At 71.0% G+C, this 25,496-nt stretch carries 24 protein-coding genes and 1 pseudogene; 7 read left to right on the top strand and 18 right to left on the bottom strand.

The features are described from left to right. Positions 1-43: 43 nt before the first annotated feature. From ABEA26_RS18715 to ABEA26_RS18700, 4 genes and pseudogenes are all read right to left on the bottom strand, one after another. Positions 44-139, bottom strand: a pseudogene (locus ABEA26_RS18715) (Uma2 family endonuclease); the annotation flags it as partial. Between the two features lie 4 nt (positions 140-143). Continuing rightward, positions 144-407, bottom strand: a complete 264-nt coding sequence (locus ABEA26_RS18710; RefSeq protein WP_345593687.1) for a hypothetical protein — start codon at positions 405-407, stop codon at positions 144-146. Positions 408-468: 61 nt separating this feature from the next. Next, positions 469-1,221, bottom strand: coding sequence for an ATP-binding protein (locus ABEA26_RS18705; RefSeq protein ID WP_345593686.1), 753 nt, complete (start codon positions 1,219-1,221; stop codon positions 469-471). After that, a complete protein-coding gene (locus ABEA26_RS18700; RefSeq protein WP_345593685.1) occupies positions 1,218-1,436 on the bottom strand; it encodes a hypothetical protein in 219 nt (72 codons plus the stop codon). Before ABEA26_RS18700 ends, ABEA26_RS18705 begins: the two co-directional genes overlap by 4 nt. A 335-nt stretch (positions 1,437-1,771) precedes the next feature. On the opposite strand from ABEA26_RS18700, the gene ABEA26_RS18695 reads away from it, so the two are divergent. The 3 genes from ABEA26_RS18695 to ABEA26_RS18685 are packed head-to-tail and all read left to right on the top strand — an operon-like array spanning position 1,772 to position 3,165. Further along, positions 1,772-2,644: a helix-turn-helix domain-containing protein gene (locus ABEA26_RS18695; protein WP_345593683.1), complete on the top strand. Its 873-nt coding sequence runs from the start codon at positions 1,772-1,774 to the stop codon at positions 2,642-2,644. Further along, positions 2,641-2,868 (top strand): DUF397 domain-containing protein, encoded by a 228-nt coding sequence (locus ABEA26_RS18690; RefSeq protein ID WP_345593681.1) that lies wholly within the window; start codon positions 2,641-2,643, stop codon positions 2,866-2,868. Before ABEA26_RS18695 ends, ABEA26_RS18690 begins: the two co-directional genes overlap by 4 nt. A 51-nt stretch (positions 2,869-2,919) precedes the next feature. Continuing rightward, a complete protein-coding gene (locus ABEA26_RS18685; RefSeq protein WP_345593679.1) occupies positions 2,920-3,165 on the top strand; it encodes a hypothetical protein in 246 nt (81 codons plus the stop codon). Between the two features lie 29 nt (positions 3,166-3,194). On the opposite strand, the gene ABEA26_RS18680 is transcribed toward ABEA26_RS18685, so the two are convergent. The 5 genes from ABEA26_RS18680 to galT form a co-directional block, all read right to left on the bottom strand. Further along, on the bottom strand, positions 3,195-4,133 hold the full coding sequence (locus ABEA26_RS18680) for a sigma-70 family RNA polymerase sigma factor (protein WP_345593677.1): 939 nt from the start codon (positions 4,131-4,133) through the stop codon (positions 3,195-3,197). A gap of 10 nt (positions 4,134-4,143) precedes the next feature. Beyond that, the gene (locus ABEA26_RS18675) at positions 4,144-5,349 is read right to left on the bottom strand and encodes an NAD(P)/FAD-dependent oxidoreductase (protein WP_345593676.1); all 1,206 of its coding nucleotides are present in this window, start codon (positions 5,347-5,349) and stop codon (positions 4,144-4,146) included. A gap of 114 nt (positions 5,350-5,463) precedes the next feature. After that, positions 5,464-6,639 (bottom strand): galactokinase, encoded by a 1,176-nt coding sequence (gene galK, locus ABEA26_RS18670; protein ID WP_345593674.1) that lies wholly within the window; start codon positions 6,637-6,639, stop codon positions 5,464-5,466. 33 nt (positions 6,640-6,672) lie between these two features. Further along, positions 6,673-7,635: a UDP-glucose 4-epimerase GalE gene (gene galE / locus ABEA26_RS18665; RefSeq protein ID WP_345593673.1), complete on the bottom strand. Its 963-nt coding sequence runs from the start codon at positions 7,633-7,635 to the stop codon at positions 6,673-6,675. After that, complete coding sequence (gene galT / locus ABEA26_RS18660) at positions 7,632-8,693, bottom strand: galactose-1-phosphate uridylyltransferase (RefSeq protein ID WP_345593671.1); 1,062 nt, start codon at positions 8,691-8,693, stop codon at positions 7,632-7,634. The genes galE and galT overlap by 4 nt, the downstream gene beginning before the upstream one ends. A 251-nt stretch (positions 8,694-8,944) precedes the next feature. Between galT and ABEA26_RS18655 the strand changes: the two genes are divergently transcribed. Both ABEA26_RS18655 and ABEA26_RS18650 read left to right on the top strand, forming a co-directional pair. Continuing rightward, the gene (locus ABEA26_RS18655; protein WP_345593669.1) at positions 8,945-10,624 is read left to right on the top strand and encodes a sodium:solute symporter family protein; all 1,680 of its coding nucleotides are present in this window, start codon (positions 8,945-8,947) and stop codon (positions 10,622-10,624) included. A gap of 21 nt (positions 10,625-10,645) precedes the next feature. Further along, positions 10,646-10,975: a hypothetical protein gene (locus ABEA26_RS18650; protein ID WP_345593667.1), complete on the top strand. Its 330-nt coding sequence runs from the start codon at positions 10,646-10,648 to the stop codon at positions 10,973-10,975. A gap of 139 nt (positions 10,976-11,114) precedes the next feature. Here the strand turns inward: ABEA26_RS18650 and ABEA26_RS18645 are convergent, their stop codons facing one another. The 4 genes from ABEA26_RS18645 to ABEA26_RS18630 form a co-directional block, all read right to left on the bottom strand. Next, positions 11,115-11,789 (bottom strand): helix-turn-helix transcriptional regulator, encoded by a 675-nt coding sequence (locus ABEA26_RS18645; protein ID WP_345593666.1) that lies wholly within the window; start codon positions 11,787-11,789, stop codon positions 11,115-11,117. 242 nt (positions 11,790-12,031) lie between these two features. After that, on the bottom strand, positions 12,032-13,948 hold the full coding sequence (locus ABEA26_RS18640) for an outer membrane protein assembly factor BamB family protein (RefSeq protein ID WP_345593665.1): 1,917 nt from the start codon (positions 13,946-13,948) through the stop codon (positions 12,032-12,034). A 124-nt stretch (positions 13,949-14,072) separates the two neighbouring features. Continuing rightward, positions 14,073-15,881 (bottom strand): outer membrane protein assembly factor BamB family protein, encoded by a 1,809-nt coding sequence (locus ABEA26_RS18635; RefSeq protein WP_345593664.1) that lies wholly within the window; start codon positions 15,879-15,881, stop codon positions 14,073-14,075. Between the two features lie 246 nt (positions 15,882-16,127). Next, on the bottom strand, positions 16,128-17,942 hold the full coding sequence (locus tag ABEA26_RS18630) for an ABC-F family ATP-binding cassette domain-containing protein (RefSeq protein WP_345593663.1): 1,815 nt from the start codon (positions 17,940-17,942) through the stop codon (positions 16,128-16,130). A gap of 156 nt (positions 17,943-18,098) precedes the next feature. Here ABEA26_RS18630 and ABEA26_RS18625 point away from each other — a divergent pair, with 156 nt between their 5' ends. Continuing rightward, positions 18,099-18,698: a Uma2 family endonuclease gene (locus ABEA26_RS18625; protein WP_345593661.1), complete on the top strand. Its 600-nt coding sequence runs from the start codon at positions 18,099-18,101 to the stop codon at positions 18,696-18,698. Between the two features lie 16 nt (positions 18,699-18,714). Here the strand turns inward: ABEA26_RS18625 and ABEA26_RS18620 are convergent, their stop codons facing one another. From ABEA26_RS18620 to rsmI, 5 genes are all read right to left on the bottom strand, one after another. Then, complete coding sequence (locus ABEA26_RS18620; RefSeq protein ID WP_345593660.1) at positions 18,715-19,611, bottom strand: 4-(cytidine 5'-diphospho)-2-C-methyl-D-erythritol kinase; 897 nt, start codon at positions 19,609-19,611, stop codon at positions 18,715-18,717. Between the two features lie 7 nt (positions 19,612-19,618). After that, the gene (rsmA, locus tag ABEA26_RS18615) at positions 19,619-20,494 is read right to left on the bottom strand and encodes a 16S rRNA (adenine(1518)-N(6)/adenine(1519)-N(6))-dimethyltransferase RsmA (RefSeq protein ID WP_345593658.1); all 876 of its coding nucleotides are present in this window, start codon (positions 20,492-20,494) and stop codon (positions 19,619-19,621) included. 531 nt (positions 20,495-21,025) lie between these two features. Continuing rightward, on the bottom strand, positions 21,026-21,919 hold the full coding sequence (locus tag ABEA26_RS18610; protein ID WP_345593656.1) for a TatD family hydrolase: 894 nt from the start codon (positions 21,917-21,919) through the stop codon (positions 21,026-21,028). A 39-nt stretch (positions 21,920-21,958) separates the two neighbouring features. Continuing rightward, positions 21,959-22,387 carry a hypothetical protein gene (locus ABEA26_RS18605; RefSeq protein ID WP_345593654.1) on the bottom strand — a complete coding sequence of 143 codons (429 nt, stop codon included), beginning with the start codon at positions 22,385-22,387 and terminating at the stop codon, positions 21,959-21,961. Between the two features lie 157 nt (positions 22,388-22,544). Then, on the bottom strand, positions 22,545-23,393 hold the full coding sequence (gene rsmI, locus ABEA26_RS18600) for a 16S rRNA (cytidine(1402)-2'-O)-methyltransferase (protein ID WP_345593653.1): 849 nt from the start codon (positions 23,391-23,393) through the stop codon (positions 22,545-22,547). 229 nt (positions 23,394-23,622) lie between these two features. Here rsmI and ABEA26_RS18595 point away from each other — a divergent pair, with 229 nt between their 5' ends. Further along, entirely contained in the window at positions 23,623-25,368 is a 1,746-nt protein-coding gene (locus ABEA26_RS18595) for a dolichyl-phosphate-mannose--protein mannosyltransferase (protein WP_345593652.1), read from the top strand. Positions 25,369-25,496 lie beyond the last annotated feature (128 nt).

Genomic DNA, 25,496 nt, shown 5'->3' with positions numbered 1-25,496 from the left:
CGAAGATCAGGTAGTGCGGGATGCCCATGGCCGGATAGTCGCGAGTCTTGGCGCGGTAGTCGTTGTCCGGGTTGGACGGGGAGATGATCTCGATCGCCAGGACGATCTCGTGGGGGTCTAGGGGGTCGTCGGTCTGCATGGCGTCACTGGAGCAGACGAGAAGATCCAATCCGCAGCGTGCCGAGGGACTCGTCGTCAGTGTCGGTCGCCCCGAACGAGAACAAGCCCTCCGGGACCTGAGCATCGAGCTGCCGGGACACCAGCTTCGCGGTGAGCTGATGGCGCGGCTGCGGGCTCATCGCCATCACGAGCTGCCCGTTGCTGATCTCGGGCCATGCAAAGCCAGGCGGTGGAGTCATACAGTCACGGCGGTAACGCAGTCGCCGGTACAGGGTCTCCTTGATCACGGGCCCTCCCGACCTCCAGTATGAGGGCGACGACACACCAGGGCGGGCGTGGCTCCCCCGTTCACCCAGGACCCGCCGCGCCCGGCGCAGCGCCGACGGAGACCTCGGCCCAGACCGTCAGGCCACCGCCCGTCCGCCGCGTCCCCCACCGGGTGGCCAGCGCATTGGTGATCAGCAGGCCGCGTCCACGTTCACGCTCGGGCTCGGGCTCGGGTGGTCCGGTCGGCGCGGGGAACTCCGGTGTACGCCCACTCCTGCCGTCGTCGGTCACGCCGATCGTGACCGTGTCGGCGGTGAGTGAGCAGGTGACCGTGACGGTGAGGCTGCCACTGTGCTCGAGGGCGTTGGCGGCCAGTTCCCCGGTGATGGCATCCAGGTCGTCCGTCGCACCGGGCGGCAGGCCCCATGACCCGGCCGTGGCACGGACGTAGCGCCGGGCGGCACCGGCGGAGGCGAGGTCCCTGCCGGGGAGGGTGAGCAGGCCGTACGCGCGGGGCGCCGGAGGAGTTCCGTCCGCAGGGTCTCGCCCGGTCTCACCGAGGCGAGCACCCCGGGACCGCGCGATGAGCAGGGCGTCCGCGAGCGCGTCCGACAGCTGATTCGCCAGGAGGCGGAGTTCTTGATTCCCCGGTCGGTGCGTCGCCATCCGGCCCCGCGTTCGGCCAAGCAGCCGTTCGCCCAGGCCGAGTTGTACCTCTTCGATCCGGTCGGCCAGCCGGGAGACGGTGCTGTCGCCGTCCGTGATGAGCAGTCCGGGCCGGCCGTGGGCGCCGGTCCGGGGCAGGAGCCGTACGTGGTTCTTGTCGCCGTTCATGATGCTGCTCCCAACCAGGCGTGGATGTCGCGGGTGTCGAGGTCGACGCCGTAGGTGGCACACCAAAGGACATCGCGGCGCAGCCGCTGCACCCGTGCCTTCTCGTCGCGCTCGTAGGCGGTGAGGTAGGGGCGGACGAGGGGGCTGGATGCGCCGTCGATGGGGGTGTGCCAGTGGCGGACGGTGGGGGAGGTCCGGAAACGCGGAGATGCCATGGAGCGCTCACTCAACGAAACGCCGGGTCGCCACACCTCCGGCATCCGGCCTGCCCGATGACGCCCTGGAGGGAAGGCGATCGTCCGCAGCCAACGGATCAGGGCCCCTGCCAATCCGGTCATGCTCTCAACTCCTCGTCGAACTCAGGAAGTAGCGCAAGGGAAAACTCTCACGGGAATCCCATGAAGGTCCCATCTACGACAGGAGTTCACCGATGTGGGTGACGGAGCTCGAATCCGCGTCCGATGCCCTGGAAGAGCCCATAAGGTCAGGCCCATTGACCAGCACAGGTTGGTCGGAGCAGTGCGCTCCGCAAGGGGGAAGGAACCGCACCATGAGCGCCACTCAGACGGGACCGGCCGGACGCATGCAGATCGCTCGCGGCCTGGCCTCGCTACGCGAACGCTGCGGCCTCACCCAGACACAGGTGGCGGCACGCGCAGGCGTCAGCACCACGACGGTCAGTCGGTACGAGGCCTGGCAGGATCGCGCCCGCATCCGCTGGGCGACGGTGAAGGCACTGGCAGACGCATGCGATGCCACGCCTCAGGAACGGGAGGCCCTCGTGGCCGTGGCCAAGTCGCAGGCCAACGGTTGGTGGGTCGGCAACAGCGCGGTGCCGGAGTGGCTGGACCCGCTTGTCTCCTTCGAGTACCAAGCGGCATACGAGCACGTCTTCGCGAACACAGTCATTCCCGGCCTGTTGCAGACACGGGAGTACGCCCTTGCCATCCACCAGGCACGCGAGGTACGCAGTTCCAACGAAGCCATCGAGCACATGGTGGAAGCCCGGATGAAACGCCAGGGCATCCTCATGCGCGACCCGGCTCTGCACCTTTGGGTGGTTATGGATGAGGCAGTGCTCCGCAGGACAGTGGGGAACACCGACATCATGAACCAGCAGCTCAAGCACCTTCACCAGACGGCGGAGAGCCCCAACGTCGACCTTCAGATCCTGCCGTTCAACGGGGGCGCACACGCCGCGGGTGCCGGACATTTCGTGATCCTCGGGCGGGACGACGAGCGGCAGCCCCTCAACTCCATGGCGGTCGTGTACATCGAGATGCGTCGGCGCGGGGTGTATCTCGATGACGCGGACGACGTCGCCGCCTATAAGTTGACCTTCGACTACCTTCGTTCGCAGGCTGCCGACGTCACCACCTCGTCGCAGCTGGTCGCCAGAGCACGACAGGAGCTGTTCTCATGACCGGCATAGCGTCTTCCCCGACCAAGCACGTGACTGCGAAGTGGTTCAAGAGCAGCTACAGCGGTGGCGAGGGCAACGAGTGCGTCGAGGTCGCCGGCCACGGCCCGTGGGTGGCCGTACGGGACTCGAAGACGCCTCATGAAAACCTGACCGTTTCCACCCGCGCGTTCGCCGCGTTCATCGAGGGCCTGCCGAAGGCTCAACGCGACGACGTCCGGCCATAGACACCGGCCTCAGACATGGAACGGTTCTCTCCGGGCAGCCCCGGACTGCCTGTGCGTACCATCGGCGAGCTTCGTGCCGCGCTCACCATGGGTTACGGCTTTCCCGGTGATGCCGACGATTTCGGGGCCGAGCTGGCCCGGGAGACCAACCGTGCCGATCCCGCCGACCTCTCCGGTGTCGTCCGCCTCGTCGAGGAGTTCCGTGGTCGGGTCGTCACCCGCCAGGACCCCGGTTTCGACACTGCTGTCGCCGCGGCCGTCGCAGAGATTCAGAAGGCCCGGAGGACGGTCCGGTGACCGACGGTCAGCGGCAGCCCCACACATTTTCACCAAGCCGCGATGACCGGCGTGTCGGGTTCCTGCTGCCGCCAGGTCTCGTCGAGGCGTGTGAGGCGGGCCGTGGCGGCGATGCCGCACACGGAGGTGACCTTGCCGTCGTCGACCTCGAACGCCACGGCGCCCACGACCCGGCCGTCGACCACGGCCACGACGGCCGGGGAGCCGTTGAGCGTCGCGAAGTGCATCGCCGGCGAGCCGCCGGCCAGCCGCCGCTTCGCCGCCGTGGGCTTGAAGCCGGCCCGCACGAAGGAGGCGACCCGCTCGGGCGTCCGGTACCGCAGCAGCCGCCTGGCCAGTCCGGCGCCGTCCGATACCGCCGTCACGTCGTCGGTGAGCAGCGCCACCAGCCGTTCGGTACGTCCCGACACGGCGGCGGCGAGGAACTCCTCGACGACCCGGCGCGCGGAGGCGGGGTCGGCCTCGCCACCGCGTCGGCGTTCGGCGGTGACCCGGGTCCGGGCCCGGTGGGCGTGCTGCTGGCTCGCGGACTCGGTGATGTCGAGAATCCCGGCGATCTCGGCGTGGCTGTACGAGAAGGCCTCACGCAGGACGTAGACGGCCCGCTCGACGGGCGAGAGGCGTTCCAGGATGGTCAGTACGGCCAAGGACACCGATTCGCGCTGCTCGAAGGTGTCGGCGGGGCCGAGCATCGGGTCGCTCTGGAGGAGCGGCTCGGGCAACCAGGCACCGGCCGTCCGCTCGTGGCGTGCCTGTGCCGAGCGGAGCCGGTCGAGGCAGAGGTTGGTGACGACCTTGGTCAGCCACGCTTCCGGCACCTCGATCCGTTCGCGGTCCGCGGCCTGCCAGCGCAGGAACGTGTCCTGCACGGCGTCCTCGGCGTCGGCGGCCGAGCCGAGCAGGCGGTACGCCAGTGAGGCCAGCCGTCCCCGGCCGGCCTCGAACCGGTCGAGGGCTGCGTCGTCCATGCGGGTCAGCCTATGCGGCGGCCCTCGCCCCGGCACCGGCCCCGGCCGCACGCTCGGGCGTGGTGGCCAGGCGGCGCCTGCGCTTCGGCATGCCGAAGGTCGGGTGGGCGATGCCCAGCCCGGCGCCCTTGAGGATGCCGGACTTGAGCCGGGCGGCGGTCCGGCCGCCCAGGTACCAGGACTTCGACCGGGCGTCCGCGTCCACCATCTGGAAGATCCCGTCCCGCCGTCCGAGGCTGATGTGGTTGCCGTGGTACTTCAGCCCGACGGTGGGGACGTCGCCGCCCGTCAGGCGGGCGATGATCGCGGCGGTCGCCTGCATGTTGGTGAAGCCGGCCGAAGCGCAGGACATCGGCAGTGGCCGGCCGTTGTCACCGATCGCGTGGGCGCAGTCGCCGGCCGCGTAGACGTCCGGGTGCGAGACCGAGCGCATGGTGCGGTCGACGACGATCCCGCCGGTCCCGGCGACCTCCAGGCCACTGGCGGCCGCGAGGGGGTGCACGGCGAATCCGGCCGCCCACACCGTCACGTCGGCCGGGACGACCGTGCCGTCGGCGGCGATCGCCCGGGTCGGCTCGACGGCTTCGACGACGGTGTGCTCGTGGACGGTGACGCCGAGACGGTCGAAGGCCCGGCGCAGGTGGCGGCGGGCCTTCGGGGAGAGCCATGCGCCCAGCTCGCCGCGGGCGGCGAGCGCGACCGAGAGGTCGGGCCGGGACTCGGCGAACTCGGTGGCGGTCTCGATGCCGGTCAGTCCCTCACCGACGACCAGCACGGTGCCGCCCGCGCCCAGGCCGGCCAGGCGTTCGCGCAGCCGCAGCGCCGAGGACCGGCCGGTCACGTCGAAGGCGTACTCGGCCACGCCGGGGACGCCGTGGTGGGCCACAGAGCTGCCGAGCGTGTAGAGCAGCGTGTCGTACGCGAGCTCCCCGTCACCTTCCTCGCCGGTCACGGCGACGGTCTTGCGCTCGGGGTCGACGCCGGTGACGCGTGCGAGGCGCAGCCGTACCCCGGTGCCCGCGTACACGTCGGCGAGCTTGCGGAACGCGACGTCCTGGCCCGCCGCGAGCTGGTGGAGGCGCATCCGCTCGACGAAGTCGGGCACGGCGTTGACGACGGTGATCTCGGCGTCGGCGGGGGAGAGCCGGCGGGCCAGGCTTCCGGCGGCGAAGGCCCCGGCGTATCCGGCGCCGAGGACGACGATGCGGTGCTTCATGGCGTGCTCCTGTCTCGTTCGCGTGCTCCCTGAACGAGACGGCGCTCCGATTGCTGACAGGACCCGGATGTGACGCCCGTCACTACCACCAGGTCGTGTCGCGGTCCTGTCGCGTCAGGCCACCCGCCGCGCCCCCGCCGAAGGCACCGCCTCGAACACCCGGGGCGCCGTGAAGCCCGCCGCGGCGAAGGCCTCCTCCACCGCCTTCGTGATGGCGTCCACGTCGGCCGCCTCCGTCAGGACGATCGCCGAGCCGCCGAAGCCGCCGCCGGTCATGCGGGCGCCCAGGGCGCCGGAGGCGAGGGCGGTGTCGACGACCAGGTCGAGTTCCGGACAGGAGATGCGGAAGTCGTCGCGCAGGGAGGCGTGGCCCTCGACCAGGACGGGGCCGATGGCACGGGTGTCGCCGGACTCCAGCAACGTCACCACCCGCTCGACCCGGGCGTCCTCCGTGACGACGTGCCTCACCAGGCGGCTCACCTCCTCGTCGTCGGCCAGGCGCTCCAGGGCCGCGTCGAGCTCCTCGTACGCCACGTCGCGCAGCGCGTCGACGCCCAGCAGCGCGGCGCCCTTCTCGCAGCCCGCGCGGCGTTTGCCGTACTCGCCCTCGCTGTGGGAGTGCTTGACCTGGGTGTCGACGACGAGGAGGCGCATGCCCTCGGCGGCGAGGTCGAAGGGGATCTGGCGCTGGGAGAGGTCGCGGGTGTCGAGGAAGAGGGCGTGGCCCGCTTCGCAGCAGGCGGAGGCGGTCTGGTCCATGATGCCGACGGGGGCACCGACGTAGACGTTCTCGGCGCGCTGGCAGAGGCGGGCCAGCTGCCGGCCGCGCAGGCCGAGGGAGTAGAGGTCGTTCAGGGCGAGGGCGACGACGATCTCCAGGGCCGCCGAGGAGGACAGGCCCGCGCCGGACGGGACCGTGGACGCCAGGTGGATGTCGGCGCCGGTCAGCTCGTGGCCGGCCTCGCGCAGCGCCCAGACGACGCCCGAGGGGTACGCGGTCCAGGACCGGTCCGACTCGGGGGTGAGGTCGGCGACGCGCAGCTCGACGGGGCCGGCCGCGATGTCCGCCGAGTGCAGGCGCAGGATGCCGTCGTCGCGCCGGGACACCGCCGCGACGGCGGTGTGCGGCAGGGCGAACGGCATGACGAAGCCGTCGTTGTAGTCGGTGTGCTCGCCGATGAGGTTGACCCGGCCCGGCGCCGCCCACACCCCCTCGGGGTCCGTCCCGTACAGCTCCCGGAACCGCTCGCCGACGGCTCCTGCGACGTCCCCTGCGACAGCCTCGCCCATGCCCTGACCCCTCGCCCTTCTCGTCCCTACGGTCTACTTCGCGCGCTGCTGCGCGAACTCCCACGCGTCCGCCACGATGCCCGCGAGGTCCGCGCGCGACGGGTTCCAGCCCAGTTTCTCGCGGGCGGTGCCGGCCGAGGCGACCAGGACCGCCGGGTCGCCGCCCCGTCGGGGGGCCACGACCTCGGGGATCGGGTGGCCGGTGACCTGGCGGACGGTCTCGACGACCTCGCGGACGGAGAAGCCGTTGCCGTTGCCCAGGTTGCAGATGAGGTGCTCGCCGGGGGTGGCCGCGTCCAGGGCGAGCAGGTGGGCGTCGGCCAGGTCGGCGACGTGGATGTAGTCGCGGACGCAGGTGCCGTCCGGCGTCGGGTAGTCGTCGCCGAAGACGGAGATCGCCTCGCGCCTGCCCTGTGCCACCTGGAGGACGAGTGGGATGAGGTGCGACTCGGGGTCGTGGCGCTCGCCGTACCGGCCGTAGGCGCCCGCGACGTTGAAGTAGCGCAGCGAGACCGCGCCCAGGCCGTGGGCCGCCGCCTCGCCGGTGATCATGTGGTCGACGGCGAGCTTGGAGGCGCCGTACGGGTTCGTGGGCTTCGTCGGCGCGGACTCGACGATCGGGACCTGGTCCGGCTCGCCGTAGGTGGCGGCCGTGGAGGAGAAGACGAGGCGGGTCACGCCCGCCGTGCGCATCGCCTCCAGCAGGGCCATGGTGCCGCCGACGTTGTTGTCCCAGTACTTCTCGGGCTTCACGACCGACTCGCCGACCTGGGAGAAGGCGGCGAAGTGCAGGACACCGTCGTAGGAGGCGTCCAGCCACTTGGCGGCGTCGCGGATGTCGCCCTCGATGAACGAGGCACCGGCCGGCACGCCCTCCCGGAAGCCCGTCGAGAGGTTGTCGAGGACGACGACCTCGTGGCCGGCCTCCAGCAGATGCTGGGCGACCACACTGCCGACGTAGCCGGCCCCGCCCGTCACCAGGTACTTCCCGCTCATGAACTCGCTACCTCTCGCAGTCGCTCGGCCGCGCGCTCCGGGGGCACGTCGTTGATGAACACGTTCATGCCGGACTCGGAGCCCGCGAGGAACTTCAGCTTGCCCGATGTACGGCGGATAGTGAAAAGCTCGAGGTGCAGCGCGAAGTCGTCCCGCGTCACGCCCTCGAAGTCCTCCAGCTGGCCGAACGGTGCCTGGTGCCAGGCCGCGATGTACGGAGTCGGGGGATCACCGGCGCCGAAGATCCGGTCGAAGCGCCTCAGGAGTTCCAGATAGACCCGGGGGAACTCCGTGCGCGCCGCCTCGTCGAGGCCGAGCAGGTCGGGCACCCGGCGCCTGGGGTAGAGGTGCACCTCGTAGGGCCAGTGCGCGGAGTACGGCACGAAGGCGGCCCAGTGCTCGGTCTCCAGGACGACCCGCTCACCGGCCAGCTCCTCCGCCAGGACGGCGTCGAACAGGTTCTCCCCGCCCGTCGCCTCCTTGTGCGCGGCGAGTGAACGGAGCATCAGGGCGGTGCGGGGCGTGGTGAAGGGGTAGGCGTAGATCTGCCCGTGCGGGTGACCCAGCGTCACACCGATCTCGGCACCCCGGTTCTCGAAGCAGAAGACCTGTTCGACGGAGGGCAGATGCGAGAGCTCCGACGTCCGGTCCGTCCAGGCGTCCAGTACCAGGCGGGCCTGCTCCTCGCTCAGGTCGGCGAAGGAGGCGTTGTGGTCGGAGGTGAAGCAGACGACCTCGCAGCGGCCGGAGTCGCCGGCCAGCGAGGGGAAGCGGTTCTCGAAGACCACCACGTCGTAGGACGCGTCCGGGATCTCGCTCAGCCGCTCGCCCTGCGAGGGGCACAGGGGGCACTCGTCGGCCGGCGGGTGGTAGATGCGGCCCTGGCGGTGCGAGGCGACGGCGACCGCGTCGCCGAGCAGCGGGTCGCGGCGAACCTCGGAGGTGGTGACGGTCGGCTCCAGCGGACGGCGGTCGACGGCGTCCCGCACGGTGTCGTCGCGCAGGTCGTAGTAGACGAGCTCGCGACCGTCGGCCAGTCGGGTCGAGGTCTTCTTCACTGCCGGACTCCTCTGCGCCTGCATCCGCACCCAATCACCCAACACAATCAAACATAACACGTCACAACCAATCAGCAATCGAACCGGCGAGCACCCCGCGACCACGCCGCGGCCCACCCAGGAGTCCGCCGGCGATCCACCAGCGCGCCGATCATCACGATCAAACAAAGAACATCACCAAAAGTGTTCAATTACTGAACGCGGAGGCGTAGGTTCCGCTCTGATCAGTTCGCGCAACGAAGCGAGTTCGTATGCATACCCCCACATATCTGGCCGCCGAGCTTCGACTCCCCACCAACTGGCTCGACTACTCGATCCTCGGGATCTACTTCCTCGTCGTGCTCGGCATCGGCTTCGCCGCCCGGCGATCGGTCAAGACGAGCCTGGACTTCTTCCTGTCCGGACGCTCGCTGCCCGCCTGGGTCACCGGTCTCGCCTTCGTCGCGGCCAACCTGGGCGCCACCGAGATCCTGGGCATGGCCGCCAACAGCGCCCAGTACGGCGTCTACACGACCCACTGGTACTGGATCGGCGCCATCCCGGCCATGGTCTTCCTCGGCCTGGTGATGATGCCGTTCTACTACGGCTCGAAGGTCCGCTCGGTCCCCGAGTTCCTGCTGCTGCGCTTCGACAGGGCCGCGCACCTGCTGAGCTCGGTGCTGTTCGCCGTCGCCGCCATCCTGATCGCCGGGGTGAACCTCTACGCCCTCGCGATCGTCGTCGAGGCACTGCTGGGCTGGCCCCAGTGGGTGGCCATCGTGGTCGCCGGCTTCTTCGTCCTGGCGTACATCACCCTGGGCGGCCTGTCCTCGGCGATCTACAACGAGGTCCTCCAGTTCTTCGTGATCCTGGCCGGCCTCATCCCGATCACCGTCCTGGGCCTGAAGAAGGTCGGCGGCTGGGACGGCCTGTCCGACTCCCTCACCCAGACCCGCGGGGCCGACTTCATGACCTCGTGGGGCGGCACGGGCATCGGCAGCGACAACCCGCTGGGCGCCAACTGGCTGACCATCGTGCTCGGCCTCGGCTTCGTCCTCTCCTTCGGCTACTGGACGACGAACTTCGCCGAGGTGCAACGCGCCCTGTCGGCGAAGAACCTCTCGGCGGCCAAGCGCACGCCGCTGATCGCCGCGTTCCCGAAGATCTTCATCGTCTTCGTCGTGATGATCCCGGGCCTGGTCGCCGCCGTCCTCGTCCCGAAGATCGGCACGCCCGGCTCGGACCTCCAGTACAACGACGCGATCCCGTACCTGATGCAGCAACTGCTGCCCAACGGCGTCCTCGGCATCGCGGTGACCGGCCTGCTGGCCGCCTTCATGGCGGGCATGGCGGCGAACATCTCGTCCTTCAACACGGTCTTCACCGCCGACATCTGGGCGAAGTACGTCGTGAAGGACCGCGAGGACGGCTACTACGTGCGGTTCGGCCGCCTGATCACCGTGATCGGCGTCCTGGCCTCGATCGGCACGGCCTTCCTGGCGTCGTCGTTCTCGAACATCATGAGCTACCTCCAGACGCTGTTCTCCTTCTTCAACGTGCCGATGTTCGTGGTCTTCATCATCGGCATGTTCTGGAAGCGCGCGTCCATGAAGTCCGGCTTCTGGGGCCTGATCGCGGGCACCACCGCGGCGATGATCAACTACTTCGTCCTCTACGAGCAGGGCATCCTCGACATCCCCTCCGACCAGGGCGCCAACTTCGTCTCCGCGATCGCGGGCTTCGTCGCCGGCGCGGTGGTGATGGTCGCCGTCACCCTGTTCACCAAGCCGAAGCCGGTCGCCGAGTTGCAGGGCCTGGTCTACGGCACCACCTCCCCCGGCATGGCCGAGGCGCCCGCCGAGGGAGACGACGCGTGGTACCGCAAGCCGGCGCTGCTGGGCTGGGGGGCGGTCGTCCTGGCCGCCGCCTGCTACATCCCGTTCTCGTTCTGATCGCGGGAGGATTGAGAGAGCATGTCTGATTCCAACTCCTACTCCGACAAGAACGTCCAGGACGAGGTGTCCGAGCTGGAGACCAAGTCCGTCACCGCCGCGCGGCTGTTCGACATCCGGCGGATCATCGGCGGGCTGTTCGTGGTCTACGGCGTCATCGTGACGATCGCGGGCCTCGTGGCGTCCGACGACGAGATCGACAAGGCGCAGGGGGTGAACATCAACCTGTGGACCGGGCTGGGGATGCTGGTGCTGGGGCTGTTCTTCCTGGCCTGGCTGAAACTGAGGCCGACGGCTCCGCCGGCGCCGCCCATCGAGGAGGCGCCGAAGGCAGGGGCACCGAAGGAGTGACGTCCGTGCCGGGTGGCCCGCGGTCGCGGGGCACCCGGCGTCGGTACGGGCCGCTCGGCCGCCGGCACCACTCAGCCCTCGGGACCGCTCGGCCGCCGGCACCACTCAGCCCTCGGGACCGCTCGGCCGCCGGCACCGCTCAGCCGTCGAAGGCGCTCGCCCGGTCCAGCAGCCCCGTCCGCGCCGCCAGCGCCGCCGCCTCCAGGCGGGAGCCCACGCCCAGCTTCATCAGTACCCGCTGGACGTGCGTACGCGCCGTGGACGGGGCGATCCCCATACCCGCCGCGATCAGGCGGGTGTCCTCGCCCTCGGCGACCCGGACCAGGACCTCCACCTCCCGCGGCGTGAGCATCTGCAGCAGCCGCTGCCCCTCGTCGTCGGGCTGGGCCGCCGGATTCAGCAGCTCGCCGAACGCCCCCTGCAACAGCGACGGCGCCACCGCCGCCTCCCCGGCCCGCGCCTTCATGATCGCCCGCTCGACGCCCTCGATCCGCTCGTCGTGCCGGACATAGCCGGACGCCCCCGCCGCGAACGCCGCCGCGATCCCGCGAGGGTTCGGCACCGGCCCCAGCACCAGCACCGCCACCTGCGGACGCTCCCGCTTGATCCGCACCACCGGATCGAACATCCCCGGCTCGGCGGGTGTCGCCGTCCCCAGCAGGCACACCTCCGGCGCCCGGCTGATCACCAGCTCCGCCGCGCCCGCGGCCGGCGCCGCCGCGGCGAGCACCCGGTGCCCGCGCAGCTTCAGCGCCGAGGCCAGCGCCTCGGCGAGCAATCGGTGGTCGTCGACCACCATGAGCCGTACTCCCATAGAGCAACCCCCCAGTCACCCAGTCCCCCGGCACTGCCGGCCAAGGCCCCCGGCTCCCCCGCCCGTGGCCCTGCCCCGACCCCGCCCTTCATGCCCCCGGAAGCTACACGCTAGCCCGCCGTCGCGCTGCCCCTACCGGTGATAACCGCCCCGGATCGCCGAAATCCCCCGCAATACGGCCCCGCCCCCGAAGGAACAGGGACGGGGCCGCGGGGCACGCGCCAACAGGACGACGAACGGCCTCAGCCGCCGGTACCGAACGCGATCACGAGGTACTCCTTCTCGTCCGCGCTGCTCGGCTCACTCGCGTACACCTCCGACATGTACAGGCGTCCCTGCGAGTAGATGAACTCGGAGTACTCCGGCGACATGCTGGTCTCCACGTCCCGCACCGCCTCGGTCGCCGGGTTCTCCAGCAGCATGGTCTGCTTGAACGTACCGCCGTCGATGCTCACGATCTGGCCGCCCTTGTCGTACGGCGGGACCTTGTAGGCGATCACGTTGCCGCCGTCCATGCGCAGCGGGATGATCGTGTGGTCGACGCCGGCGTCGGCGCGCTGCCCGGTCTGCTTCCCGGTGGCCAGGTCGAAGGCGACGATCTCGTTGGTCCGGCTGTACGACTTGCCGCCGCTGGCCTCGTGCTCCTCCGTCGGGATGTAGAGCCGGTCCTTGCCGACCGCGAGGCCCGTGCAGTTCTCCAGCTCGGTGATGCCGTCGCACTCGGCCGCGAACTGGTCGCCCGGCGCCGAGATGCGGGCGAGCAGCTTGCCGGTCTTGTTGTCGATGGAGAAGAAGTCCGAGATGCCACTGCCGTCACCGGCGGAGTCGCCGACATCGGCGGCCATGACCAGCGGGTCCGTCGACACGACGCTCGCGTACTCGATGCCCTTGGCCATCTTGTACTCCGAGATCACCTTCCCGTCCTTCGGGTCGATGGTCTGGATGTGCAGCTCCCGGGCGTCGTACGAGCCGCACCTGCGCACCGCGACCAGCTTCTCGCCGCCGCCGTAGCCCGCGTCGGAGCAGGCGTCGGCCGTCTTCGGGGACCACAGGACGTTGCCCTTGGCGACGTCCCAGGCGATGCCGCCGTCATTGCCGCCGGCGGCGACGGTGCCGCCGCTGATCGTGACGTTGTTGAAGGACATCGGCTGGTCACCGGCGGTCTTGGTCCACAGCGTCTTGCCCGCGTCCAGGTCGATGAGCGCGACCTGGGAGCACCCGTGCGAGGTCTTCTCCTTGGTCGGCATGTCGGGCTGGTGGACGACGACCGTCTTGTTGTCGTCGGTGACGTGCCGGGTGGCCGTGCAGACGGGGCCGGGCAGCTTGATCGACCACTTCTTGCTGCCCTTGCCGGGGTCGTAGCCGACGATCTCGGCGATGCCGCTCTTGGCGTACACGCTGTCGGTGAGCCACGAGCCGGAGACGACGACGCTGTCGTCGTCCTCGCTGACCGCGGGCGCGGGGACCTGGAAGAGCACCTTGGAGGCGGGGTCGGCGGGCACCTTCTCCTCGCCGCCGGAGGGCGCGCCGCCCTCGCCGCCCTTCTCGTCCGTGCCGCCCTCGCCGCCCTTGCCGCCGGAGGTCGCGATGTCGTCCTTGCCGTCGTCCTTCCCTTGGGAGCTCGAGTACCAGACACCGCCACCGATGATCAGCGCGATCGCCACGACGGCCGACACGATGATCGCCAGCTGCGCGTTGATCTTCCGCCCGCCGCCCGGGCCGCCGGCCTGGGCCTGCATCGGCACGGTCACCGGCGGATAGGCGTAGCCCGGCTGCCCCGGCTGCCCCGGCTGGCCGTACGGCGGCGTCGGCTGCCCGTAGGGCGCGGGCTGCTGCGGCTGCCCGTACGGGCCGGGCTGCTGACCGGGCTGCTGACCGGGGTAGCCGTACCCGGGCTGGGGCTGCGGCGGAGCCTGCGGGTAGCCGTACCCCGGCTGCGGTCCACCCGCCGGCGGGGTCGGCGGACCCGCGGGCGCCTGCGGGGCCGACGGAGGCGTCTGCGGCGTCTGCGGGTAGCCGTAACCCGGCTCGGGAGCCTTGCCGGGGTGCGGCGCACCGCCCGAGGGCGGGGTCGGCGGCTGCGGCGGCTCGTTCTGCGGCGGGCCGAAGCCTTCCCCCTGCGGGGGCTGGTTGGGTGGTGGGGGCGGCGGCTGGGTCATGACGTGAGTACCTCGGGGAGCGGAGACGACGGGAACGGCCGGACAGGGCGTACGGAGCGTACGAACCGAATGAACCGAACGAACCGAACGAGCGGAATGGAACGAACGGAACGGAAGAAGAAGGTCACTTGCCGAAGGCGAGCATCAACTTCTCCTTCGACTCGTCGTTTCCGGTCAGGCGGGTGGTGGAGATGTAGAACCGCCCGTCGACCCAGTCGATGTCCTTGGAGTAGAAGCTGTTCTCGATCTCCGCGACGCCCTGCGGGTTCTGCAGCAGCTTGGCCGGTTCGTGGCTGTCGCCGCCGGTCGCGATCGACACGATCTGGCCGCCCGCGTCGTAGGACGGCTGCACGTAGGCGATGAGCTGGTCGCCCTCGACCTTCATCGGGATCATCGACTCGTCCACGGGCGACTTCGCGCGCCACTTCTCCTTGCCGGTGGCGAGGTCGATCGCGACGATCTCGTTGGCGCCGGTGGTCGCCTCGGTCGGCAGGTAGAGCGTGCCCGCGGCGACGGCGACGCCCTCACAGCCCTGGAGGTCGCGGTCGAGGATGGCCCAGCCGCACTCGGGGGCGAAGTCCTCGTCGACAGCGACCTGTTCGAGGACCTTGCCCTTGGCAGTGAAGGTGGAGATGTTCCAGACCTTCTTGTCCTCGTTGGTGGCGTAGACGACGAGCGGGTCGACGGAGTAGGCGCGCTCGACCCGCCAGCCCTTCTCGTACTTGTAGGTCCACAGGACCTTGCCGGTCTTCGGGTCGAGGCCCTGCACCTCGTCGTGCTCGTTGTTGCCGCCGGCACCGCAGGAGGCGACCTGGACGATGCTCTTCGGCCCGGTCGCGAACCCGGCGGGGAAGCAGGCGTCGCCGTACCGCTTCTTGTCGTACAGCTTCTTGCCGCTGGTGACGTCGTAGGCGGTGCCGGACTGGGAGCGGCCGACCATCATGATGTCGCCGCTGACGTTCAGCTCGACGGAGAGGGTGGTGTCGAAGAGCTCTCCGTCGTCGACCTCCTCCTTCCAGCCCTTCGCGCCGGTGGCGAGGTCGATCTCCTGCATCTGGTTGCACTTGGCGCGGTCGCTGGAGCCACTCATGTGGACGACGACGATCTTGTCCGCGGCCGTCTTCTGCGGGGTGACCGCGCAGATCTCCTCCGGGAAGGTGATCGGGTCCCAGGCGGGCTTGCCGTCACCGACGCCGTAGGCGAAGACCTGCTTGTACGCCGCCTTCACGGCGGTGTCGCCGGTGACCCACATGCCAGGGGCGTCGGCGCCGGAACCGGGGGCGTCGGGCGCCTCCTTGTACCAGAGCACCTTGGACTCCCCGGCCCGGCGGCCCTCGTTGAGGTCGTCGGGGTCCTCACCGCCGTCGCCGCTGCCGTCACCGGGGTTGACCGGGGCGCCGCCGGAGCCGGAGGGCTTGGGGTCGTCGCTCTTGCCGGCGACGGGCTTCTTGTCCTTGTCGTCACCGCCGGTCGCGGTGACCGCCCACACACTGCCGCCGATGACGAGCAGGGCCGCGACCGCGGCACCGATCGCCAGGGCCGGCTTGCCCTTGAACGGGTTGCGGGAGCCGGAACCGCCGGGCGGCGGGGCGCCGGGCGCGCCCGGGAACTGGTGCTGCGGATAGCCGTAGCCCGGCTGCCCGCCGTAGGGGCCGGGCTGCTGCGGCTGGGCGGCGTACGGGCCGGAGTTGTACGGTCCTGGCTGCTGGCCGTACGGCCCCGGCTGCCCCGGCTGCGGCTGCCCCGGCTGCCCCGGCTGCGGCTGGCCGTACGGCCCCGGCTGCTGCGGATATCCGTACCCCGGCTGCGGCGGCGGACCGGACGGCGGACCCTGCGGGGTCGGCGGGGTCGGGGCCCCGAAGCCTCCCGGCGGTGGATCCTGCGGCGCTCCGAAGCCACCCGGCTGCGGCGGCTGGTTGGGCGGTTGGCTCATCAGCGCGTTCCCCCTTATTACTACTGTTTCTCGCCACGACCCGAGGTACGCGCTGGCCTCGAAGTCGTTGAACGGCAGTCACTCAGACAGTTCTCGGACGGCCTTTCTATCACCCGGGCACGACAGCACACCGGGCCGCGTCCGCCCCTGTACCCAAGGGAGAACCGGCCCGTGATGCCTCTGTTACGCGCCTTCACGTCCCCTGCACGCGGCGTGCGCCCGGTATCCGTACGGTTTCGGCCAGAGTCAGGCGTCCTCCGCCAGTTCGAGCCAGCGCATCTCCAGCTCCTCGCGCTGACCGGCCAGTTCGCGCAGCTCGACGTCGAGCTCGGCCACCTTGGCGAAGTCCGTCGCGTTCTCGGCGATCCGCGCGTGCAGCTTCGTCTCCTTCTCGGAGACCTTGTCCAGCTGCCGCTCGACCTTCTGGAGCTCCTTCTTGGCGGCGCGCACGTCGGCGGCGCTCTTCTCGGGCACCTCCGCGGCCGGCTTCACCGCTGCCGCCGGGGCACTGGCCGCGGCGGCCTCCTCCATCCGCCTGCGGCGCTCCAGGTACTCGTCGATGCCGCGCGGCAGCATCCTCAGCGCGCCGTCGCCGAGCAGGGCGAAGACCCGGTCGGTGGTGCGCTCGACGAAGAACCGGTCGTGGGAGATGACGATCATCGACCCGGGCCAGCCGTCGAGTACGTCCTCCAGCTGGGTCAGGGTCTCGATGTCGAGGTCGTTGGTGGGCTCGTCGAGGAAGAGGACGTTGGGCTCGTCCATGAGGAGGCGGAGCAGCTGGAGCCGCCGCCGCTCACCGCCGGACAGGTCGCCGACCGGCGTCCACTGCTTCTCCTTGCCGAAGCCGAACATCTCGCACAGCTGCCCGGCGGTCATCTCGCGGCCCTTGCCGAGGTCGACGCGCTCGCGGACGCGCTGCACGGCCTCCAGCACCCGCCAGGTCGGGTCGAGTTCGGCGACCTCCTGGGAGAGGTAGGCCAGTTTGACCGTCCTGCCGACCTTGACGTGACCGCCCGCGGGCTGCTCCTCCCCGTCGCTGAACGCGGCGTTCGCGAGGTCCCGCAGCAGGGAGGTCTTGCCGGCGCCGTTGACACCGACGAGGCCGATGCGGTCGCCGGGGCCGAGCTGCCAGGTGACGTGCTTGAGCAGCACCTTGGGACCGGCCTGGACGGTCACGTCCTCCAGGTCGAACACGGTCTTGCCGAGCCGCGACGACGCGAACTTCATCAGCTCGCTGCTGTCCCGGGGCGGCGGCACGTCCGCGATCAGCTCGTTGGCGGCCTCGACGCGGAAGCGGGGCTTGGAGGTGCGGGCGGGGGCGCCGCGCCGCAGCCAGGCCAGCTCCTTGCGGACCAGGTTCTGCCGCTTGGTCTCCTCGGTGGCGGCGATGCGCTCGCGCTCGGCACGGGCGAAGACGTAGTCGGTGTAGCCGCCCTCGTACTCGAAGACGTCACCGCGCTGCACGTCCCACATGCGGGTGCAGACCTGGTCGAGGAACCACCGGTCGTGGGTGACGCAGACGAGCGCGGAGCGGCGCTCGCGCAGGTGCTTGGCGAGCCAGGCGATGCCCTCGACGTCGAGGTGGTTGGTGGGCTCGTCGAGGACGACGAGGTCCTGCTCGTCGATGAGCAGCTTGGCGAGCGCGATCCGGCGCCGCTCGCCGCCGGAGAGCGGGCCGATGACGGTGTCCAGGCCCTGCGGGAAGCCCGGCATGTCGAGCCCCCCGAAGAGTCCCGTCAGCACGTCCCTGATCTTGGCGTTGCCCGCCCACTCGTGGTCGGCGAGGTCGCCGATGACCTCGTGGCGGACGGTGGCCTCGGGGTCGAGGGAGTCGTGCTGGGTGAGGACGCCGAGCCGCAGCCCGCCGGAGTGGGTGACGCGGCCGGTGTCCGGGTCCTCCAGCTTGGCGAGCATCCGGATCATGGTCGTCTTGCCGTCGCCGTTACGGCCTACGACACCGATGCGGTCGCCTTCGGATACGCCGAGGGACACGCCGTCGAGGAGCGCACGGGTGCCGTACACCTTGGTGACGTTCTCGACATTGACCAGGTTGACGGCCATTTCTCTCCTGACTGGGGGACGATCAGCCTTCCAGCGTAGGCCCTTCGGGGGGCGGGGTGACGCGGACGGGGCTCGTCACTCTTTGTGGTGACGCATGTCGGACCGTCCGGCTACGGTGGGGAGCAGGCAGCAGGATCCCCGTCCATGGGAGGAACCATGACCGCCGAGTCCGTAGAGCACCGCCGCCGCCAGCAGTGGCCTGTGCCGCCCGTGGACGGTTACACCGTGGACGACCTGTTCACACTGCCTGATCTCCCGCCGCACACCCAGCTGATCGACGGGAGCCTGGTTTTCGTGAGTCCGCAGCGCGCCTTTCACGCCGACGCGATCGACCTTCTGGTCAGTGGCCTTCGGCAGTTCGTGCCGCCGGGTTTCAGGGTCAAACGAAAGATGACCATCATCCTCGATCAGCACAACGGCCCCGAGCCCGATGTGAGCGTCATCCGAACCGACGCCATCACCGGGCCGGGCCAGACGAGCTATGCGGCGAAGGACGTCCTCCTCGCCATTGAGGTCGTCTCCCCGGATTCGGAATCGCGTGACCGCACGACGAAGCCGCAGAAGTACGCGGCTGCGGGAATCGCGAACTTCTGGCGCGTCGAGCAGGGCGGATCAGGCGGCAGGCCCATCATCCACGTATACGAACTCGATCCGATGACCAACGCCTATGTACACATGGGCATGCACCGTGAACGGATCAAGGTCGACAAGCCCTACTCCATCGACATCGACCTGACCGCCATCGACGAGCTCTGACCCCGACCGAGCCCCCTCAGACCACCGTCGCCCCCGCCACCGCCCCCACCGCCGTACGCACGTCACGGCAGGTACCCGACGCCCGCAGCACCCCGGCGATGTCGGACGCCGACCTCGCGTCGGTGGCGAGGAAGGCCGTCGTCGGTCCCGAGCCCGAGACCAGGGCCGCCAGCGCACCCGCCGCCCGCCCCGCCGCGAGGGTGTCGGACAGCTCGGGGAAGAGCGACAGGGCGGCCGGCTGGAGGTCGTTGGTGACGGCGACGGCGAGTGCGGCGGTGTCGCCCTTGGCGAGAGCGTCGAGCACGGGCTGCGCGGCGACCGGCTCCGGAATGTCCAGCCCCTCTCCCAACCGGTCGAACTCGCGGAAGACGGCCGGGGTGGACAGCCCGCGCGCGGCCAGCGCGAACACCCAGTGGAAGTCGCCGCCGACCTCCAGCGCGGTCAGCCTCTCGCCCCGCCCGGTACCGAGCGCCGCCCCGCCGACCAGGCTGAACGGCACGTCGCTGCCCAGTTCGGCGCAGATCTCGAGCAGCTCGGCGCGGGAGGCGCCGGTGCCCCACAGGGCGTCACAGGCGACCAGCGCGCCCGCGCAGTCGGCGCTGCCGCCCGCCATGCCGCCGGCCACGGGGATGTCCTTGGCGATGTGCAGGTGCACGTCGGGCTCGCGCCCGTACCGCTCGGCGAGGGCGAGGGCGGCGCGGGCCGCGAGGTTGGTCCGGTCGAGGGGGACCTGGTCGGCGTCCGGGCCCTCGCAGGTGACGCGCGGGCCGTCCGGTGAGGGGGTCGCGGTGATCTCGTCGTACAGGGAGACGGCGAGGAAGACGTTGGCCAGGTCGTGGAAACCGTCGGGGCGGGCGGCGCCGACCGCGAGCTGGACGTTGACCTTGGCGGGGACGCGGACCGTCACGCTCACTTGCTCGTCACTCCTCGTGTTCGGCGATACGACGCTCGGCGATACGCGCGAACTCTTCCACGGTCAGTGACTCTCCGCGCGCCTGCGGCGACACCCCCGCGCCGACGAGGGCGGCCTCGGCGGCCGCCGCCGAACCGGCCCACCCCGCGAGGGCGGCCCGCAGGGTCTTGCGGCGCTGGGCGAACGCGGCGTCGACGACGGCGAAGACCTCGCGCCTGGACGCGGTGGTCCTCAGCGGCTCACTGCGCCGGACGAGTGAGACGAGCCCGCTGTCGACGTTGGGCGCGGGCCAGAAGACGTTTCGGCCGATGGAGCCGGCCCGGCGGACCTCCGCGTACCAGTTGGCCTTGACGGACGGCACGCCGTACACCCGCGAGCCGGGCCCGGCGGCGAGCCGGTCGGCGACCTCGGCCTGGACCATGACGAGGGTGCGCTCGATGCTCGGGAAGGTCTCGAGCATGTGCAGGAGGACGGGCACGGCCACGTTGTACGGCAGGTTGGCGACCAGCGCGGTCGGTGCGGGACCCGGCAGCTCCCGCACCTGCATGGCGTCGGAGTGGACCAGCGCGAAACGGCCGGCGCGCTCGGGCATCCGGGCGGCGACGGTGGCGGGCAGGGCGCCGGCGAGGACGTCGTCGATCTCGACGGCGGTGACCCGGTCGGCGGCCTCCAGCAGGGCCAGGGTGAGCGAGCCGAGACCCGGTCCCACCTCGACCACCACGTCGTCGGGGCGTACCTCGGCGGTGCGGACGATACGGCGGACCGTGTTCGCGTCGATCACGAAGTTCTGGCCGCGCTGCTTGGTGGGGCGTACGCCGAGCGCTGCCGCGAGTTCGCGGACGTCGGCGGGACCCAGGAGGGCGTCGGAGGTGGGGCTGCTCACCCCGCAAGGGTAGCCGGGGACGGGCGGGGGACGGCCGGGCCGTGCGCCGGCCGCCGCGGGACCCGGCAGGACGGGGCCGGACACGGCAGGACGGGGCCGGACACGGCAGGACGGGGTCGGACACGGCAGGACGGGACGCCGGGTGCCGGGTTACGGCCCATCGGGCTGCCGGGGCGCCGCCGGTCACTCCTCCACCCGTGCCCCGCAGTGGCGGTGTCGAACTGGTACAGGCCAGGCCCCGCCAGTCCAGGTGGTCGGCGCCCGCACGGATTCCGGCCGGGTACGGGTGCCGACCAGCACGACCTGCGGGAGAGGTTCGCGCACCACCTCCGTGTGCAGGCACGCGGCCCGCCCTTCGTACGGCGGGTCCGCCTCGCACGTCTCGTGCGTCGTCTCGTGCGGAACCGCGTTCTGCTCACGCCGACACGCGCCAGGGGGCCGGATCGGGCTGCCGGATCGGGCCCCCAGAACCTGGCGGAGCGTCCGTCGCTCCACAAAGCGAAGTACATACGCTGCGTGTCGAGCCGCTCCTCAGTAGCCGAAGGCGCGGGCGGTGTTCGCGGCCAGGGCCGTCGCCAGCGTGTCCTCGTCCACGCCCCGCACATCGGCCATGGCACGCACCGTGACCGGCACCAGGTAGGGCGCGTTGGGCCGCCCCCGGTAGGGCACCGGCGTCAGGAACGGCGCGTCGGTCTCCACCAGGACCAGCTCCGGCGGGGCCACGACGAGAGCGTCGCGCAGGTTCTGGGCGTTCTTGAAGGTGACGTTGCCGGCGAACGACATGTAGTACCCGGCGCGGGCGCAGATCTCGGCCATCTCCGCGTCGCCCGAGTAGCAGTGGAAGACGGTGCGCTCGGGGGCGCCCTCCTCCTTGAGGACGCGCAGGACGTCGGTGTGGGCGTCGCGGTCGTGGATGACCAGGGTCTTGCCGTGCCGCTTGGCGATCTCGATGTGGGCGCGGAAGGACCTCTCCTGGGCCGCCTTGCCCTCGGGGCCGGTGCGGAAGTGGTCGAGGCCCGTCTCTCCGACGCCCTTGACCTGGGGGAGCGCGGCCAGCCGGTCGATCTCGGCGAGGGCGTCGTCGAGCGCCTCGTCCCCGCCGGGCTCGCGCGCCCCCTGCCTCGACCAGCCGTCGGGGTCCCCGTGCACGATTCGCGGCGCCTCGTTCGGGTGCAGGGCGACGGTGGCGTGCACGGCGTCGTACGTCGCCGCCGTCTCGGCCGCCCAGCGTGAGCCCGCGAGGTCGCAGCCGACCTGGACGACCGTCATGACACCGACCGACGCGGCCTTGGCGAGGCCCTCCTCCACCGTGTCCGACTGCATGTCGAGGTGGGTGTGCGAGTCGGCGACCGGCACCCGGAGGGGTTCGGGGAGCGGAGGCGCGTCGTTCTTGTCGGACCGGCCCGGGACGGCATTCGAAGGCATGCCCCGATCCTACGAAAGGTCATGCGGGCCCCGGCGGGGTCAGCTCGCCCGGCGGTGGAGGTGGAGGGCGTGCAGGAGGTCGGCGAGGTGCCAGTGCCGGCGCTCCACCGAGGGCGCCGGCACGGCGTCCGGCACCACCGGAACCTCCAGCGGTCCGGCCGGCGGCACCCGGTGCCGCTGTCCGGCCCCGGTACCGCGTATCGAGGCGACCCGCCCCGGCCGCATGATCCGTACGACGTGGTTGTCGCAGTTGGCGCAGGTCGGCCGGGTCAGCGGGGAGGGCACGACGCGGCCGTCCGCGACGTAGAGCACGAACTCGTGGCCGTCACCGGCCTTGTGGTGCTCGATCTCGAAGGACTGCTCCCAACCGCTGCCGCAGCGCATGCAGGCGAAGGAGTACGACTCGTGGACGACGGCGGTGGCACCGGCGCGCAGTCCGGTCCGCGCCGCGTTCTCACTCGTGCTCATCCCGGCTCCCTCGGTCGCTGGCCGTTCCTCGTGCTCCTTCCTCCAGTGGACTCCTCCAGCGGCGGGAGCGCACGGGATCTGCCGAGTGTTTGAGCCGATTTGGGGTGCCCTTGACGGAGCGGCCACGGAGGTCAGGAACGAGTCAAGAGCGGCCGGATCAGGCCCCCGCGTTCTTCGCCGCCACCACCGCGTCGAACACCTCACGCTTGGGCACGCCCACCTGCGCGGCCACCGCGGCGATCGCCTCCTTGCGCCGCTCCCCGGCGTCCTCGCGCACCCGCACCCTGCGCACCAGTTCCTCGGCGCCGAACTCCTCGGGCCCCTTTTCCGGGGCGCCCTCGACGACGACGGTGATCTCGCCGCGCACCCCCTCGGCGGCCCACTCGGCGAGTTCCCGGAGGGGACCGCGCCTGACCTCCTCGTAGGTCTTGGTCAGTTCCCGGCAGACGGCTGCCCGCCGGTCGGTGCCGAAGACCTCGGCCATGGCGGCCAGGGTGTCGTCGAGGCGGTGCGGGGCCTCGAAGTAGACGAGGGTCCGGCGTTCCCCGGCGACCTCGCGCAACCGCGAGAGCCGCTCGCCGGCCTTGCGCGGCAGGAAGCCCTCGAAGCAGAACCGGTCGACCGGCAGTCCGGACAGGGCGAGCGCGGTGAGTACGGCGGACGGGCCGGGCACGGCGGTGACCCGGACGTCCCGTTCGACGGCGGCGGCGACCAGCCGGTAGCCGGGGTCGGACACCGAGGGCATGCCGGCGTCGGTCACGAGCAGCACCCGCGCGCCGCCCGCCAGCTCCTCGACCAGCTCGGGCGTACGGGCGGACTCGTTGCCCTCGAAGTACGACACGACACGCCCCTTGGGTGTGACGCCGAGCGCCTGGGTGAGCCGGCGCAGCCGCCGGGTGTCCTCGGCGGCGACGACGTCCGCGCCGGCCAGTTCCTCGGCGAGTCGCGGCGGGGCGTCCCGGACGTCGCCGATGGGGGTGCCCGCGAGTACAAGGGTTCCAGTCACGCCCCCATCCTCCCAGGAGCGGACGGACATCCTCCCAGGAGCGGACGGACATCCTTCAAAGCGCGGGCGGAGATCGCCGAGGTGCGGGGCGGAGATCGCCCGAGGCGCGCGGGCGCAGATCGCCCGAGGTGCGGGCGGACGTCCTCGCGGAGGCGGACGGACGAGGACGCGTCCGACCGGTCCGGGGCATGCGCGGGACGTGCACAGTACGGTTCCCTACGATGGCGCGGTGACCAGTACCGCGTCCTCCACGGACACCCGGCAGGACCAGGCCCCGCCCGACCAGCGGCCCACCTGGCAGCAGCGGCTGCGCCGCTTCGGCTACACGGCACCGCCCGCGGCCGACGACGTCCGCGACCGGCTGGTGCCGCCGTACACGCGCCCCGGCCCGCGCCTGTGGGCCTTCCTCGGCCTGTCCAAGACGCCGGCCGACCGGATCGTGCGCTGGTCGGCCTGGGGCGGACCGCTGCTCGTGGCGTTGCTGGCGGGCGTGCTGCGGTTCTGGAACCTGGGCAGCCCGAAGGCGGTGATATTCGACGAGACGTACTACGCCAAGGACGCCTGGGCGCTGGTCCACCGCGGTTTCGAGGTCAACTGGGAGAAGAACGCCAACGACCTGATCCTGAACTCGGGCGGCGACGTCCCGATCCCGACGGACGCTGCGTACGTCGTGCATCCGCCGGTGGGCAAGTACGTCATCGGGCTGGGCGAGCTGCTGTTCGGGTTCGACCCGTTCGGCTGGCGGTTCATGACGGCGCTGCTCGGCACGCTGTCGGTGCTGCTGCTGTGCCGGATCGGCCGCCGGCTGTTCCGCTCGACCTTCCTCGGCTGCCTGGCGGGCGCGCTGATGGCGGTGGACGGCCTGCACTTCGTGATGAGCCGCACCGCGCTGCTGGACAGCGTGCTGATGTTCTTCGTGCTGGCGGCCTTCGGCTGCCTGGTCGCCGACCGCGACTGGGCCCGCCGGAAGATCGCCGCCGCGCTGCCGGTGGACGCCGACGGCCGGGTCCGTCCGGACGCACACCTCGCCGAGACGTTCCGCTTCGGGTGGCGGCCGTGGCGGCTCGCGGCGGGGCTGATGCTGGGCCTGGCCGCGGCCACCAAGTGGAACGGCCTGTACATCATGGCGGCCTTCTGCGTGATGGCCGTGCTGTGGGACGTCGGCACCCGCCGGGTCGCGGGCGCGCACCGGCCGCGTCGGGCGGTGCTGCGGTACGACCTGGGCTGGGCGTTCCTGTCGACGGTCCCGGTCGCGCTCGTCACGTACGTCCTGTCCTGGCTGGGCTGGATCTTCTCCTCCGCCGACGGCACGGGCGGCTACTACCGCGACTGGGCGGCGACCGACGGCAAGGACAGTTCCTGGTCGTGGCTCTTCCCGGACTGGTGGCGCAGCCTGTGGCACTACGAGTCGCAGGTCCTCGAGTTCCACACCCACCTCACGTCGCCGCACACCTACGAGTCGAACCCGTGGAGCTGGATCGTCCTGGGCCGTCCGGTCTCCTACTTCTACGAGTCGCCGGCGGCCGGTTCGGACGGCTGCCCGGCCGACGCGGGTGAGAAGTGCGCCCGCGAGGTGCTGGCGCTCGGCACGCCGCTGCTGTGGTGGGTGGGCGTCTTCGCGCTGCTGTACGTGCTGTGGCGCTGGGTCTTCCGCCGCGACTGGCGCGCGGGTGCCATCGCCTGCGGCGTCGTGGCCGGCTATCTGCCCTGGTTCTTCTACCAGGAGCGCACGATCTTCCTCTTCTACGCCGTCGTCTTCCTGCCGTTCCTGTGCCTGGCGGTGGCGATGCTGCTGGGGGCGATCGCGGGCCGGCCGGGCTGCGGGGACACCCGGCGGGTCGCGGGGGCGACGGCGGCGGGCGTGCTGGTGCTGCTGATCGCGTGGAACTTCATCTACTTCTGGCCGATCTACACCGGCACCCCGATCCCGATGAGCGACTGGCGGTCGCGGATGTGGCTGGACACCTGGGTCTGACGGGCCCGACCATGCCCAACCGCCCCGGACCGGTTCCGTCGGGCGCCGGCCTGCTGCCCTGTCGGCGTCCCGTCGGACGTCCGCCGTGCTAACAATTGCGTCACCACCGCATCTCCCGCCCCCTGCCC

This window comes from Streptomyces marokkonensis (assembly GCF_039539045.1).
Lineage (GTDB): Bacteria > Actinomycetota > Actinomycetes > Streptomycetales > Streptomycetaceae > Streptomyces > Streptomyces marokkonensis.
The sequence above is the reverse complement of the archived record's forward strand: the minus strand, read 5'-3'. Positions and strand labels throughout refer to the sequence as shown.

Excerpts from the sequence above, each read along its gene's own strand:
- ABEA26_RS18705 (WP_345593686.1), bottom strand. The coding sequence starts at position 1,221 with ATGAACGGCGACAAGAACCACGTACGGCTCCTGCCCCGGACCGGCGCC.
- ABEA26_RS18700 (WP_345593685.1), bottom strand. The coding sequence starts at position 1,436 with ATGGCATCTCCGCGTTTCCGGACCTCCCCCACCGTCCGCCACTGGCAC.
- ABEA26_RS18695 (WP_345593683.1), top strand. The coding sequence starts at position 1,772 with ATGAGCGCCACTCAGACGGGACCGGCCGGACGCATGCAGATCGCTCGC.
- ABEA26_RS18690 (WP_345593681.1), top strand. The coding sequence starts at position 2,641 with ATGACCGGCATAGCGTCTTCCCCGACCAAGCACGTGACTGCGAAGTGG.
- ABEA26_RS18680 (WP_345593677.1), bottom strand. The coding sequence starts at position 4,133 with ATGGACGACGCAGCCCTCGACCGGTTCGAGGCCGGCCGGGGACGGCTG.
- ABEA26_RS18675 (WP_345593676.1), bottom strand. The coding sequence starts at position 5,349 with ATGAAGCACCGCATCGTCGTCCTCGGCGCCGGATACGCCGGGGCCTTC.
- galK (WP_345593674.1), bottom strand. The coding sequence starts at position 6,639 with ATGGGCGAGGCTGTCGCAGGGGACGTCGCAGGAGCCGTCGGCGAGCGG.
- galE (WP_345593673.1), bottom strand. The coding sequence starts at position 7,635 with ATGAGCGGGAAGTACCTGGTGACGGGCGGGGCCGGCTACGTCGGCAGT.
- ABEA26_RS18655 (WP_345593669.1), top strand. The coding sequence starts at position 8,945 with ATGCATACCCCCACATATCTGGCCGCCGAGCTTCGACTCCCCACCAAC.
- ABEA26_RS18650 (WP_345593667.1), top strand. The coding sequence starts at position 10,646 with ATGTCTGATTCCAACTCCTACTCCGACAAGAACGTCCAGGACGAGGTG.
- ABEA26_RS18645 (WP_345593666.1), bottom strand. The coding sequence starts at position 11,789 with ATGGGAGTACGGCTCATGGTGGTCGACGACCACCGATTGCTCGCCGAG.
- ABEA26_RS18640 (WP_345593665.1), bottom strand. The coding sequence starts at position 13,948 with ATGACCCAGCCGCCGCCCCCACCACCCAACCAGCCCCCGCAGGGGGAA.
- ABEA26_RS18635 (WP_345593664.1), bottom strand. The coding sequence starts at position 15,881 with ATGAGCCAACCGCCCAACCAGCCGCCGCAGCCGGGTGGCTTCGGAGCG.
- ABEA26_RS18630 (WP_345593663.1), bottom strand. The coding sequence starts at position 17,942 with ATGGCCGTCAACCTGGTCAATGTCGAGAACGTCACCAAGGTGTACGGC.
- ABEA26_RS18625 (WP_345593661.1), top strand. The coding sequence starts at position 18,099 with ATGACCGCCGAGTCCGTAGAGCACCGCCGCCGCCAGCAGTGGCCTGTG.
- ABEA26_RS18610 (WP_345593656.1), bottom strand. The coding sequence starts at position 21,919 with ATGCCTTCGAATGCCGTCCCGGGCCGGTCCGACAAGAACGACGCGCCT.
- ABEA26_RS18605 (WP_345593654.1), bottom strand. The coding sequence starts at position 22,387 with ATGAGCACGAGTGAGAACGCGGCGCGGACCGGACTGCGCGCCGGTGCC.